At 61.1% G+C, this 12,790-nt stretch carries 16 protein-coding genes; 3 read left to right on the top strand and 13 right to left on the bottom strand.

Annotated features, from left to right (window positions below):
• Window positions 1-47 precede the first annotated feature (47 nt).
• The 5 genes from QMG56_RS12780 to QMG56_RS12760 all read right to left on the bottom strand — a co-directional run bounded on the left by QMG56_RS12780 (window position 48) and on the right by QMG56_RS12760 (window position 3,047).
• The gene (locus QMG56_RS12780; protein WP_375713690.1) at window positions 48-797 is read right to left on the bottom strand and encodes a Bax inhibitor-1/YccA family protein; all 750 of its coding nucleotides are present in this window, start codon (window positions 795-797) and stop codon (window positions 48-50) included.
• Window positions 798-959: 162 nt separating this feature from the next.
• Window positions 960-1,634 (bottom strand): isoprenylcysteine carboxylmethyltransferase family protein, encoded by a 675-nt coding sequence (locus QMG56_RS12775; RefSeq protein WP_010405645.1) that lies wholly within the window; start codon window positions 1,632-1,634, stop codon window positions 960-962.
• On the bottom strand, window positions 1,631-1,894 hold the full coding sequence (locus QMG56_RS12770) for a DUF2933 domain-containing protein (RefSeq protein ID WP_281822823.1): 264 nt from the start codon (window positions 1,892-1,894) through the stop codon (window positions 1,631-1,633). Before QMG56_RS12770 ends, QMG56_RS12775 begins: the two co-directional genes overlap by 4 nt.
• Before the next feature lie 65 nt (window positions 1,895-1,959).
• A complete protein-coding gene (locus tag QMG56_RS12765; RefSeq protein WP_010405643.1) occupies window positions 1,960-2,226 on the bottom strand; it encodes a hypothetical protein in 267 nt (88 codons plus the stop codon).
• A 98-nt stretch (window positions 2,227-2,324) separates the two neighbouring features.
• Window positions 2,325-3,047 (bottom strand): AraC family transcriptional regulator, encoded by a 723-nt coding sequence (locus tag QMG56_RS12760; RefSeq protein ID WP_024018176.1) that lies wholly within the window; start codon window positions 3,045-3,047, stop codon window positions 2,325-2,327.
• Between the two features lie 93 nt (window positions 3,048-3,140).
• Between QMG56_RS12760 and QMG56_RS12755 the strand changes: the two genes are divergently transcribed.
• Window positions 3,141-3,800: a class I SAM-dependent methyltransferase gene (locus QMG56_RS12755; RefSeq protein WP_024018175.1), complete on the top strand. Its 660-nt coding sequence runs from the start codon at window positions 3,141-3,143 to the stop codon at window positions 3,798-3,800.
• 73 nt (window positions 3,801-3,873) lie between these two features.
• On the opposite strand, the gene QMG56_RS12750 is transcribed toward QMG56_RS12755, so the two are convergent.
• The 7 genes from QMG56_RS12750 to QMG56_RS12720 form a co-directional block, all read right to left on the bottom strand.
• Window positions 3,874-4,317, bottom strand: coding sequence for a DUF411 domain-containing protein (locus tag QMG56_RS12750; protein WP_024018174.1), 444 nt, complete (start codon window positions 4,315-4,317; stop codon window positions 3,874-3,876).
• 366 nt (window positions 4,318-4,683) lie between these two features.
• Window positions 4,684-5,907: a copper resistance protein B gene (locus QMG56_RS12745; protein ID WP_031308582.1), complete on the bottom strand. Its 1,224-nt coding sequence runs from the start codon at window positions 5,905-5,907 to the stop codon at window positions 4,684-4,686.
• Window positions 5,904-7,856: a copper resistance system multicopper oxidase gene (locus QMG56_RS12740; RefSeq protein WP_024018170.1), complete on the bottom strand. Its 1,953-nt coding sequence runs from the start codon at window positions 7,854-7,856 to the stop codon at window positions 5,904-5,906. Before QMG56_RS12740 ends, QMG56_RS12745 begins: the two co-directional genes overlap by 4 nt.
• A 95-nt stretch (window positions 7,857-7,951) precedes the next feature.
• Window positions 7,952-8,521 carry an RNA polymerase sigma factor gene (locus QMG56_RS12735; protein WP_024018169.1) on the bottom strand — a complete coding sequence of 190 codons (570 nt, stop codon included), beginning with the start codon at window positions 8,519-8,521 and terminating at the stop codon, window positions 7,952-7,954.
• Window positions 8,518-8,955, bottom strand: a complete 438-nt coding sequence (locus tag QMG56_RS12730) for a periplasmic heavy metal sensor (protein WP_024018168.1) — start codon at window positions 8,953-8,955, stop codon at window positions 8,518-8,520. Before QMG56_RS12730 ends, QMG56_RS12735 begins: the two co-directional genes overlap by 4 nt.
• Window positions 8,952-9,233 (bottom strand): hypothetical protein, encoded by a 282-nt coding sequence (locus QMG56_RS12725; RefSeq protein ID WP_024018167.1) that lies wholly within the window; start codon window positions 9,231-9,233, stop codon window positions 8,952-8,954. The genes QMG56_RS12730 and QMG56_RS12725 overlap by 4 nt, the downstream gene beginning before the upstream one ends.
• A 113-nt stretch (window positions 9,234-9,346) precedes the next feature.
• Complete coding sequence (locus QMG56_RS12720) at window positions 9,347-9,907, bottom strand: cytochrome c (protein WP_239019059.1); 561 nt, start codon at window positions 9,905-9,907, stop codon at window positions 9,347-9,349.
• A gap of 264 nt (window positions 9,908-10,171) precedes the next feature.
• Between QMG56_RS12720 and copC the strand changes: the two genes are divergently transcribed.
• The gene (gene copC, locus QMG56_RS12715) at window positions 10,172-10,552 is read left to right on the top strand and encodes a copper homeostasis periplasmic binding protein CopC (protein ID WP_031308579.1); all 381 of its coding nucleotides are present in this window, start codon (window positions 10,172-10,174) and stop codon (window positions 10,550-10,552) included.
• A gap of 3 nt (window positions 10,553-10,555) precedes the next feature.
• The gene (gene copD, locus QMG56_RS12710; RefSeq protein ID WP_031308578.1) at window positions 10,556-11,491 is read left to right on the top strand and encodes a copper homeostasis membrane protein CopD; all 936 of its coding nucleotides are present in this window, start codon (window positions 10,556-10,558) and stop codon (window positions 11,489-11,491) included.
• Between the two features lie 11 nt (window positions 11,492-11,502).
• Here the strand turns inward: copD and QMG56_RS12705 are convergent, their stop codons facing one another.
• Window positions 11,503-12,786 carry a hypothetical protein gene (locus tag QMG56_RS12705; protein WP_024018163.1) on the bottom strand — a complete coding sequence of 428 codons (1,284 nt, stop codon included), beginning with the start codon at window positions 12,784-12,786 and terminating at the stop codon, window positions 11,503-11,505.
• Between the last annotated feature and the right edge of the window lie 4 nt (window positions 12,787-12,790).

The following is a 12,790-nucleotide window of genomic DNA, read 5'->3' as shown; positions in this document are numbered from 1 at the left end:
CGCCCGCCGCGAAGGCCTGCGCGTGTGGGCCAGTCATCACGGCTGACCTATTGCCGCCGATCACCCATGAAGCGCAGCAGGAACAGGAACAGGTTGAGGAAGTCGAGATAGAGCGTCAGCGCTCCCATCACGACCGCCTTGCCGCGAAACTCGGTACCGGCCACATCGAAGTAGACGCTCTTGATCTTTTGCGTGTCAAACGCGGTCAGGCCCGCAAACAGAAGCACGCCGATCGCGCTGACGATGAGATCCAAAGTGGACGACCGCAGGAACATGTTGACAATCATGGCGATGAGCAGGCCGACGACGCCCATGATCAGGAAGGTCCCGAACGCCGACAGGTTCCTCTTGGTAGTGTACCCCCACAGGCTCAGGCCTCCGAAGGCTGCGGCCGTAACGAAGAATGTGCGTGCGACACTCACGCCGGTATAGGCGAGAAGGATGGTCGACAGCGACACGCCCATCAGGATCGCATACGTCCAGAACAATGCCTTGACGGTGGGTTCGGACAGCCGGTTGATACCGACGCTTAGCGTGAAGACGAGGGCGAGCGGTGCGAAGACCGCTATCCATCCGAGCAGTGTCGGAGTGCCGCTCGCGGCGAAAAACACGGCGCGTACCCCGGCGCTGTTCGCAACCAACATCGCGACGATCCCGGTCAACAACAGACCGCTGGCCATGTAGTTGTAGACTGCGAGCATATATGTTCGCAGTCCCGCATCGGAGGCGACCGCGGGGATTACCGGATTCCTGCCAGCAGTAAGCGGCGATGTGGTCGGTTTCAGCGGATCTGCCATAGCCAGTGCTCCTTCTCGGTGTGGCGGTTTCAAGGTTCAGTCACTTCGGCGAGGCGACCGGCACCGTACATGCAGCCGCGCCAGTCTGTGCGCCGCGTCCCGATGCCGGGCGGACGGCTGAGCGGTTCCCTCGGGATTTGCGCCGGTCGGCTGGCAGGGAATTCATCGCTGACCCGCTCCTGCGTCACGCTTTGCCCCGAACAGGCGCGCGAGGTGGGGCACGAACGGTGGAACGGTCTTTGTGTAGCGACGATAGGCATCGCCAAATTCGGCCAGCGCCTCACGCTCCTCGGTCCGCGCCAACCGCAAATACATGACGACGAGCACCGGGAACATCGCGAGCGTCAGGATCGTCGGCCATTGCAGCAGGAACCCGAATATCACCAGCACGAACCCGACATATTGCGGGTGCCGCACATAGGAATAGATGCCCTGGGTCGCGAGCTCGTGGACCTTTTGCGCGTCGTACAGCGCCTTCCAACCTGTCGAGATCAGAATGAACCCGCCGCCGATCAGGAAAAAGCTCATGATATGGAATGGCCCGGCATGCGGATTAGCCCGCCAGCCGAAAAGCATCTCAAGCAGATGCCCGGCATCATGTGAGAACCAGTCGATATTGGGATAATGGCTCTGCAGCCACCCGGACAGGACATAGAGGGTCAGTGGGAAGCCGTACATTTCGACGAACAGCGCCACAAGGAACGCGCTGAATGCGCTGAACGATCGCCAGTCCCGAGTGGTTCGCGGCTTGAAGAAACTGTAGGCGAACAGGATGAACACCGCCGCATTGACGACGACGAGATCCCAAAGGCCATAGGCTTGCGCATGGCCCGTCACTGGCCCTGAACCTCATGGGGCGAACGATCGGCCCCCGGCTGCGGTGTTCCATCGTGACTATGCCCATGTCCGTGATGCATGAAGAGGTGCATCAGGGGACACGACAGCAGCAGCAGAAAGGGCAGCGCGCCAAGTACATGCGCGCGATGCTCCGTGAACAGCAGCACGAAACCGAGCGCAAGAAAGCCCATCATCACGATGCTCGCGCGCGACGTCAGGAAATTCTCTTTCCCAGTATGTGCCGGTCGTTGCCGTTCCATGATCACGTTTCCTTGAATATAGAACTCGTTAAAAATTGCTGATTGCTCACTTGCGCTGCGCCGTCCTAGGGACGCTGCCAATGACCGATCCAATTGTGGAATGCGGCGAAGAGACCTCCCACGGCTGCTCCGAAGACGATCGACCAGCACAACCCCGCCCCCAGCGCGACGAACGATCCCGGCGGAGCTGGCGTGAACATCGTCACAAACATGTGTGACCCGATCGGACCGAACAAAGTCGCCGCGAGCCAGCAAAGCACGAAGACAGTGGAAAGAGCGGCAGCGCTGCTCGCGGCACATCGTATCACACTGAGCTTGCTTGCATCGGTCATGACGGCTTCCTTTCCCCCCAAATTTGGGCCGGATCGAAGACAGCCACTATACGTATTCCACCCAAGGCTCGGTCGCTCGACCCTGGTCGATGCTGCCGTCAGCGGGAGGCCATCGCCAATGCCGCGGTCCTTGGTGTGACGCCCATGAACCGCCGCATCGTACGAGAGAGATGCGCCTGGTCGCTGAACCCCGCATCCGCTGCGGCTGCCACAAGGGGCGCGCCCGCGCCAAGTGATCGCAGGCCCTGCTCGAGCATGAACCATAGCCGCCAGTGTGAGAGCGGTGCGCCCAACTGCTCCGCGGCAAGCGCACGCAACCGCGGTTCAGAGAGTCCGACAGCGCGCGCGATTTCACCTAGATCGGCTATGTCCACTCGTGCGTCCTTCAGGCGCCGCAATGCCTCGCAAAGGCGCGCGTCGATCGGCGGTGTCGGGCAGGCCGCTGCAAGCTCGTAAAGCGTTCCAGCGAGGTCATCGGAGCTGCGCAACTGCTCGGATAGCGCTGCCGGTGGCGACGCCGCGTCCTTACCGTCCCCAAGCCTGGACCAGGCAATACCCAGCGGGCTGAAGGATCGCGCATAGATCACCCTCGCATGCGTCGCGGTGGGACGAACCGCGTGAAGCGCGCCTGCGCGCACCAGCACGGCAGGTCCAGTCAACGAACCTGCGATCGTCTCGACATGGATCGGCTCGGACAGTCCGACGATCATCTGCGCGGCGAGATGGCGATGGGGTCGGGTGTCGCCGCAACGACCCTCGAACCACGCCCATCCGTCGCCCAGGCGGACATGGCCGGTCCACAAATCGCCATAGCTTGGCATCGGAGCTTACTCCCGTCGCGAAACTGAAGATGCAAGCGAAAGGTTCAAGACTCGGGGTGCTGCGATCGCCATGAAGCACATGGAGGCATAACGGTGAATGACAGTCCAACCTTCGTCCCCGCACTCGGGCTGTCTGGCCTGACGGGCGACTATGACCGGGTGATTGCGGTCATGACCCGCGAGCGTCGGTGGCGCAGCGCATTGCTCGAGTCGATTGCACCCGAGGCGGGCGATGTCATCGTCGATGTGGGCGCCGGCACGGGCTCGCAGCTGATCGCGATCAAACAGGCTGTCCCCACGGCACGCGTGATCGGGGTCGATCCGGATCCTGCCGCTCTCGCGCTGGCGCGGCAAAAGGCACAAACGGCCGGCGTAGAAAGCGAGTGGGTTCGAGGTTTCGGCGACCAGGTCGACGTCCTGGTCGGCACGATCGCCAACAAGATCGTGTCGAGCCTCGTGCTGCATCAATGCGACCTGCCGGTGAAATCGGCCATCCTTCGGGCCATGGCACGAACGCTTTGCCCAGGTGGCCTCGTGGCGATTGCCGATTACGGACTTCAGCGTACCTTGTTGATGCGAACGCTGTTTCGTCAGGTGCAGGCGCTCGACGGCTGGGAGCGCACCGGGCTCAACGCAAAGGGCATCCTGCCGGAGCTCATCGCCGACGCCGGCTTCGAAAATGTCGCCGAAGTTCGCGTCGTCCAGACGCCGACCGGCTCGATCTCGCTCTATACCGGGCGCAAGCCGTTCTGACACCGGGCGGCAAGACGAGACCAACACCCACCCGGCGATGGCTTCGGAATCAGCGAAGCGTCGATGCCTGCGATCAACTGTGGTGCGCAAAGACGCGACGCCCTTCGGGGCCAAAGGCGATGACATCGTAAGGCTGGCCCTTCATGCCTGCCATCTCCATGCCCGGCGATCCCATCGGCATCCCCGCAACGGCGAGCCCGGTGACGCCTTTGGGATGCTGGGCCAGCACGCGCTTCATGTCGGAGATCGGAACATGGCCCTCAAAGGTCATCCCGTCGATGGTGGCGGTATGACAAGAAGCCAGGTCTGAGGGCACGCCGGCACGCCTGCTCAAGCCGGCGCGGCCGGCATCGTCGATGATCTGCACCTGCCGGCCGAACTGCGCGCGTACCTGCGCCGCCCATTTCTCACAGCAACCGCAGCCAGGATCGCGGTGAACCACAATCGGGTTCGCCGCCATCGCTGCGACCGGAACGGCAAGTGCCAAAGCGGCGGCGAGGGTACGGATGCTGATCATGGTAGCTCCTTCGATTTCATGCAGGCGCGTTGCCGGTCGAGCCGATAGCACCACTCTTGCGACACTATATTGCGGGCAAGAAGCGCCTTCACCTGGTCAATTTCCTGTCTCTGGGACCGAATAAACTCATTGCACAGCGCAGCTTTATCCCTCTGGGCCAACATACGGCGCCTGGCGACCTTTCTCAGCGCAACCATCTCTGGGACATGCAGAACATGTTCAGATTGTTGTAGAGCTGCCGAGCCTGTCGTCCACGAAGAACATGACAAGATACATGGCCGTGCTGCCGACTATCGTCTGCACCGCGAGGCTCGCATCCACGTTTTCATCATGTTACGTCCCCTTCGTTGACTCCACTGACAACGCTCAAAACCAGGTCCTCACACCAATGACGAAGCTGGTCGCCTTAATGCGTTCACCATCAGCCCTTGCATAGTCGGCAGTTTTGCCCAGTTTTCGATCGTAGGATACGCCAATGTAAGGCGCAAACTGCCGTCGGATCTCATAGCGCAGGCGCAATCCGAACTCGGCGTTGGAGATTCCAGACCCAATCCGTGTCTCAGGCACGTCCTGCGCGGAGAGATTCAGTTCAATTCGGGGCTGCAGAATGATTCGCTGCGTGATGCGCTGGTCATAATAACCCTCAACACGACCGAGAACTTCACCCTTGTTGGAAAGGAATAGAGCCGCTTCGGTTTCAAACCAATAGGGTGCGAGGCCCTCCACCCCGACAGTAGCGTATGTTCGGGACGGATTGGGCTTGAAATCGTATCGAACGCCAGCTTGGAGGTTCCAATACGGATCGATCGCCCGGCTGTAGAGCGCCTGGACCTCGGCGGTCTCCATGAACGATCCGCCAGGACCGCCAAGGACACCCTCGCCCTCGCTCTTCAGCGTCAACCGATTGACGTCCCCGCCATACCAAGCCTCTCCATCCCAGCGGTAGCCGTCACGCCCATTGCGAACCTGATACTCCGCGATATTGAACATGATTTGATAGAAGGCTTGCCCCCCCTGCTCGTGCATCATAGCCATTCGCGACTGTGTCATCGCAGCGGGCGGGAACTGCCGATCGGCGTAGTGGTCCATGGGAGGCTTTGGCGCAGGGGCATTTCCGGCCGGGAGTGCGGTTCCGGTCATTTCCATGCCCGGCATGGCAGCCATATCGTGGCCACCATGATCCCCGGACATATTCATGCCGGGCATGCTGCCAGCCATCGGTGTAGAACCGCTGTTGCCCATATCCATGCCCGGCATCGCGCCATGGTCCATAGTCGGCGCCGTTGCCGCGGCTGCTGGTCCCGGCTGAGGCATCGCCATTCCAGGCATGGTCGAATGATCCATGCCTTCCATATCCTGGCGAGCCGCGGGCTTTGCCGGGGCCACTCTGACCGGCGCGGCCCTTTTAGGAGCCGGCTTCTTTGCCGCAGGCTTTTTGGCAGGCTTGGGGGAAGCCGGTTTTTTCGCGGGCATCGCCATACCGGGCATGCTGGAATGATCCATGCCCTGCATCGACTGGGCTTGCGCGGTTACCGGAATGGCGAGCAACATCGCCGACCCGCCGAGCAGTGTCGTCAAAACGCGCTTCATGCTGCGTCTCCCTTCGGCCGCACACTGACGACGCGCATCATCCCGGCGTGCATGTGGTAGAGAAGATGGCAGTGGAACGCCCAGTCGCCGACCGCATCAGCGGTAAAATCCCATGTGACCTTCCCGCCCGGCTGCACGATGACCGTGTGCTTGCGCGGCGCATGATCGCCATGACCCGTGACCAGTTCAAAAAAGTGGCCGTGGATATGGATCGGATGACCCATCATGCTGTCGTTGATCAGATTGATCCGAACCCTCTCACCCTCGATGAAGGGGATCGGGTCATGCACATCCGACATCTTCTCGCCGTCGAACGACCACATGAACCGCTCCATGTTGCCGGTGAGATGGATATCGAGACTGCGGTCCGGAGCACGCACGTCAGGATTGCGCTCCAGCGCCATGAGATCCTTGTAGACGAGAACCTTGTGGCCGACATTCTCGAGACCCTGACCGGGCTCTCCGGTGCGGTCCATCGGCATAGGCGAGATCGTCTGCACGCCCGGTGACTTTTTGACCTGCGGCGCTTTTGAAAAGTCACGCATGTTCATCGGCCCCATTTCCATGGAGCCCATATCCATGCCCGGCTGCCCCGCCATGGCGCTGTGATCCATGCCGGCCATCGCACCCCCGCCTGCCGCCATGCCCGCCATATTGGAATGATCCATGCCCGCCATGGCGGTCCCGCCAGGAGCCGCGCCCATGGCCATGGCCCCGGCACCAGCCACCGTCAGCTTCGCCGAGGCATTTTTCTCCGCAGTCGGGTCGACGCCCCGCATCGGCGACATGCCGCCTCCGGACATGTCCATGCCTTCCATGCCCGGCATCGATGACATGTCCATGCCCATGTCTTTCATCGTGGCGAGCGGCCGTTCACGCAGCGGCGGCACTTCGGCCGTCATCCCAGCACGCGGCGCGAGCGTGGCCCGCGCCATGCCTGAACGGTCGATGGCCTCACCGACCAGCGTGTAGGCGCGATCATCGGGCGGAGTAACGATCACGTCGTAGGTTTCAGCCACTCCGATCTGGAATTCTTCGACCATCACGGGCCGCACATTCTGGCCGTCAGCCTGCACCACCGTCAGCGGGAGGCCCGGTATCCGCACATTGAAGGTCGTCATCGCCGAGGCGTTGATGAAGCGCAGCCGGACGCGTTCGCCCGGCGTGAACAGAGCGGTCCAATTGTCTCGAGGCCCGTAGCCATTGACGATGTAGGTATAAGCCGAACCCGTCGCGTCGGAAATATCGGTTGGATCCATCCGCATCTTGCCCCAATCGAGGCGATCCTTCAGAGCCTGGTCGCGCTTGGACAGCAGACCGGCAAGCGTCTGGCGCTGGAAGTTGAAATGCCCGGGGTCCACTTTCATCGCCCGAAAGATCGCTTCTGGCGAAATGGCGCTGTGATCGGCCAGCACGATGACATGCTCGCGGTCATATTTCACCGGGTCAACACCGGCAGGGTCGATCACGATCGGACCATAATGCCCCAGCTGCTCCTGAAGGCCCGAATGGCTATGATACCAATAGGTGCCGTTCTGGATGATCGGAAATTCATAGACAAAAGTGGTTTTGGGCCGAATGCCCGGGAAGGATATACCCGGCACGCCATCGAATTGCGGCGGCACCAGCACGCCATGCCAGTGTATCGAGCTATCCTCATCGAGATCGTTGGTCACATGCAGGCGAACAGTCTGTCCCTCGCGCAGCCGGATCAACGGCGCCGGAACTGTGCCGTTGACGCCAATGGCCCGCATTTTCCGACCGTCGATCGTCATCATCTGCTGAGCAATTTTAAGCTCGATGTCATTGCCGGAAACCGTCGGGAGCGGCGTCGCGATGCCGGTTGATACGGGCTGCGCCCATGCCGGCATCCACGCGGACAATGCCAAGCCACCGCCAGCAAGCGAGGCTCCCCGGATTAAATCGCGGCGGGTCAATACCGGGCTCATGTCGTCTCCCTTGTTCAAAATCAGGCGCAAGGCTCAGCGAACGCCTTATGCACCATACTCTCTGAGGCTTACGCACGACCTGGGCGGACCCCTCATCAATCCGCCAATATTTCCGCGAGCCGGCTTCGAGCCCTGTACAGGCGCGTCTCGACAGCCTTGCCACTGATCGCAAGCGCGGCCGCAGTTTCCGCCTGGGTCATTCCCTCTACCGTCCTCAGCAAGAGTACCTCGCGCAACGGAGCCGAAAGCTGTGCGATCGCCGCATTGAGGCGTGCGAGCTCCATCCTTCCCGAGACCGTTTCATGGGCAGAGGGGCTATCGTCCGGGACCGCTTCGCGCTCCTGCTCTGTTGGACCCGCTCCGAAAGTGAACAATCGCCGCACTTTCTGCCGGCGACGCCAATCTCGGCATTTGTTGATCGCGATGCGCGACAGCCAGGCGCGCAGCGGGCGATCGCCATCATATTTCTGCAAATGGCCGAAGGCGGAGACAAAGCAATCCTGCGTCAGATCAAGCGCCTCGTCCGCGTTGACCACGAGACCGCGAACCAGACGGAAAATCGGTGTCTGATGGCGATGCATAATCTCGGCGAACGCCGCCTGGCGACCACCCAAGGTCAACGCCGCGAGTTCACCGTCCGAACACGCCTTGAGATCCAGACTCACCGTACGTCGTCGGTGAGCGCATGAACCACCGCCTGATCGAACGTCCTGGCCTGATCCGGGCGCAGGATCTGGCGCATGGCGAAGATGTGGCCAAGCGTCTCTTTCTGAAGTTCGCCCATTGCCTGGTGTGATTGATCGACAGCGGCTGTTACCCGCGGACCGTTGCCGTGCTCGGCTTCAATGGCATCTGCAAGCCGTGCGTTGTCGGCCCGCAATTCAAGTTCGAGTGCCCGCCGGCGGACAGCAAAACGCTGTTCAAGAAGATCGATCTGGCTCTTTTGACGAGCGTCCAGATCAAGTTTTCCGTGCAACACCTCATGCAGTTCGACACCCGCAGCCACCGGTTGCGGAAAGAAATACCGGCCCAGAAAGACGCCAGCGACCGCCGCGATAAAGGCCACCACTGCGACCAGCAAAAGCAGCTTGGCCTTCATCGCGATCCCACCAACAGCGTCGATGGCGCAAGCGGATTGGACGGCCCAAATGGAGATAATGTCACGGACGCTTCGGCCGGCGTTGCAAGACCATTGCTGGCGACGCCGAGCAATACAGCGCCGAACGCCGCCACCATGCCAAGGGTCAGCTGCTGCGCGGTGGAAACTTGCGGACGCGCCGCAATGCGCCTGAACACAGCCTCCTCCAGACCGGAAAGCCCTGGGTGAACGGCGTCGGTGCGCAAGCGGCTCAAAAGCCCGTCAAGGTCAATGTTCATCGTCTATTCCCATCATTCGATCTCACCCGTTGGCGCCTGACGACGCTACCCAATGCCTGGTCACCCGGCAGCACGCGACGCGATATCTCGCGCTGACCGACGCAAGTACCCATTCAAGGCGCCGTCTTCGCCATACCTGGCATGTCTTTCATCATCGCATCATGATCTTCCGGCGCGCTGGCGACAGCGGCCTGATATTGCGCAGCCGACATCTTCGGTAGCTGACGAACAAAAGCCACCATATCCCAAATCAAATCGTCGCTGTGCGTTTTCCCCCACGCCGGCATGGCCGTGAGCTTGACGCCATGTTTGATCATCCAGAACTGCTCCTTGGCCGACCTTTGTGGCTCCCGGAATAGCTCTGGGGCTCGTGGATACAGGCCCTGGCTGATCTCTGTCTTCTCGAGGCCCGGCCCTAGATGACAGCCACTGCACATCTCCGTGTAGAGCCCCGCGCCGCTCTCTAGGCGCTTTACATCCATCAGATTGCCAGGGACGACGACATTACGTGCGCGCACAGCGACAGAACGATCCCGGAATTGCTCGATCATCCAGTAGATAGGCCGGCTATGCGGCGAGTCGGCGCCGATGTCATATGCACCGACATACACCACCACACCGCCGACCGCAGCGACGGCGAGTGCCGCGATCGCAAGAAAGGGGCCGCTCGGCAAATGCCGCCTTATGCCTGTCATCCGCGGATCTGCCATTGCATCCTCCCCACAAAATCTCGGGCGACCGGTGTGTCCAAGCCGTCCACTTGATCATACGCGCGGGGCGCCTCGACCCCTCATGGCCTATGAAAATCATCCTCGTTCACCGAACTCAGAAGGTCGGGTGCGGCGCTCGCCTAAGAATTGTGGCGGCATCGTTGAGGGGTCACGGGCGGCCGTGCGTAATTCGAATTGTCGGCAGTACCGCCGCGCATGGAGAAATCGATGTTTCGTAAGACAGTTTTTGCGGTTGCGCTGGCCGCCTCTGCAATCGTAGCCACGGCCGCTCAGGCACACCCCAGGCTGGCGACTGCGATGCCCGCCGCCGACGCGGTGGTCACCGCCCCTACAAAAGTTCAGCTCGTTTTTTCCGAGGCGCTCGTTGCTCAATTTTCCGGCATCGACCTGACCATGACCGAAATGCCCGGCATGAAGATGGGGCCGATGAAGATGAATGGCGTCAAGGTTGCCCTCGCCCCCGATGGCAAGACGCTTGTTGCGACCTTCGCCAAGCCGCTGTCTGCCGGGACGTACAAGGTCGACTATCACATCGTGTCCACCGACACGCATCGCGTCCAGGGCAGCTACACGTTCAAGGTCAAGTAAGGGGTGCCAGACACGGTAGCGACCGCCGTCAGGCTGGGGCTATATCTTGATCTCATGCTCCTGTTTGGGCTGCCGATGTTCGGGCTCTACACGCTGCGCGGGGCCGAGCGGCAATCCGGCTCGGTCCTGCGCTTCCGTCCCGTTCTCGCCACCATCGCTCTGGTCGGCATCGGATTGTCGATCCTGGGCGTCATGGTATTGGCCGCATCGATGGGCGGAGTCGCCATCGGCGAGGTCGACCGCGCGACGGTCAGCCTGGTAATCTCGGGCACGACGATCGGCACCGTTTGGCAGCTGCGTATCGCCGCTCTCCTGTTAGTGTTGTATTTCTCGATCGTGGGATGGCAGCGGCCGACCTTCGCATTGGCTTCGCTCTCGATCACGGCCGCCGTGGCACTTTCTACGCTGGCGTGGACCGGCCATGGAGCCGCCGATGAAGGCGCACTTGGCTGGCTCCACCTGGCCGCAGACATCACCCATCTGCTGGCGGCCGGGACCTGGATAGGGGCGCTATGTGGCCTCTGTCTCCTGATCTTCCGGTCCGCTACGCGCATGGCGGCCGAGCATATCCATCTTTCCCACCGGGCATTGGACGGATTTGCAAGAGTTGGCTCGATTGTCGTCGGCCTGCTGATTGTCTCGGGCCTCGTAAATAGTTGGATATTGATTGGGCCATCGAAACTCGGCGCACTTTTCACCACCCTCTATGGCATCCTGCTTCTAGGCAAGTTGCTGCTTTTCGGTGCGATGCTCCTCCTGGCCGCGGCGAACCGCTTTTTTCTGACGCCGGCGCTCGCGGCTGCGTTGGAGCGCGGAGAGGGCGCAGCCGCAGTCGGAGCATTACGCCGGAGCCTCCTGATCGAAAGCAGTTGCGCAATCGCGATCCTCGCGCTGGTCGCGTGGCTTGGGCTGCTTGCGCCACCAGCATCGGGAATGTGAGTGAGAGATTTTTAGGGCAGTGTGCGGGCTATGGCCTTGATCGCCTTCAGCCCTGATCCGAACCGCGAAATTGCCTCCTTGTGCCGCTCCAGCTCGCCATAGGGAAGATAGGCGATCTCGAGATCGGCGACACGGCTGAAGGCGGGGCGCGCCAGTTGCGCCCGCACGTCGGCTTCTCGGGCGTCCGGGGCGACGAGGAACAGCCCAGCGGTTGCGTGTAGTGCGCTCCCGCTCAGGGCCAGGTCGAGCATGCGCACTATGCCGGAATAGATCGAAGTCGAGTGCTCCACCTCGAAAGCCGCCGCAACACGATCACCGCCCTGTTCGAGCCACAACACATCGATCAGGCGGATGGCGTCGCCGCCGGTCGAGGTGGAAATGGAAGCTGGCAAGCTTTCAAGGCACCCCTCCCCAAGGCGTATCCCGTTATGAAGACGGCCGCGATCATTGGCCGCTATCCAGACATCATAGCCAAGCGCCCGACCGATATCGCGGAGCCAGGCTTGAATTTCCGAATGGGTGCGATCGCTTTCGCCCTGCTTCTGAACAGCCTTATTGAGGTTCTGCGCTTCTGCCCGGGCTTGCTCGAGACGAGCTGTCCAGCCGCTAGCGCTTTGATCCTCCTCACCGCGGGGCGGGGCCGGATATCGGCCTGAGCCGATGTCGAACAATAGACCGCCAATGGCGCCAAGATCGTTGGACAGCAGATCCCGGAATTGTTCATTGAGATCGAGAACCTCCGACCGCATTGCCAGGAAATGCGGCCAACTCCCCAGCTTGACCTTTCCGCCCGTGAGCTTGTTGTACCCGTTAACGATCGCCGTGTTGAACGGCGGCACCAGCGTCGGATGCAGAAAATACAGGAGATTGGCGACCGCTGGCCCGAGCCCCTTAATGTTCAGCCGGTCGATCGTATGGATGCCGGAAATAATTTCTTCCGCCGTATCGCAGCACGCGCAGTGATCCAGCAACCGGCCAAAGGCGCGCTGATGCGCCGCGTTCTCATAAATGTCCGGTATCCGCAGCTTTGGCTTCCACAAAAAGGCATGATCTGCCCCCTTGAAGATCTGCCGTTGTTCCGCGACCGAATGAACCACGGTTTCCAGCGACGAGCCGCGATAAGCGACGCCAAATCGTCCCGTCTCGATCTCGGCGACCACCTGGGCCAGACCGCGGCGGATGGAGCGGAAATTCTTGATCCGCTCGTCCCACAAAAACCAGCTCTGATAGGTCGCGTTCGGATCTTCCTTCCATCGCTGAATGAGTTGCCGTGCCAGCAATTCAAAATCCGCCAAACCG

It is taken from the genome of Sphingobium sp. BS19 (assembly GCF_027925545.1).
Taxonomy (GTDB): domain Bacteria; phylum Pseudomonadota; class Alphaproteobacteria; order Sphingomonadales; family Sphingomonadaceae; genus Sphingobium.
Note: the sequence above shows the minus strand (reverse complement) of the source record. Positions and strands in the feature narration are given on the sequence as shown.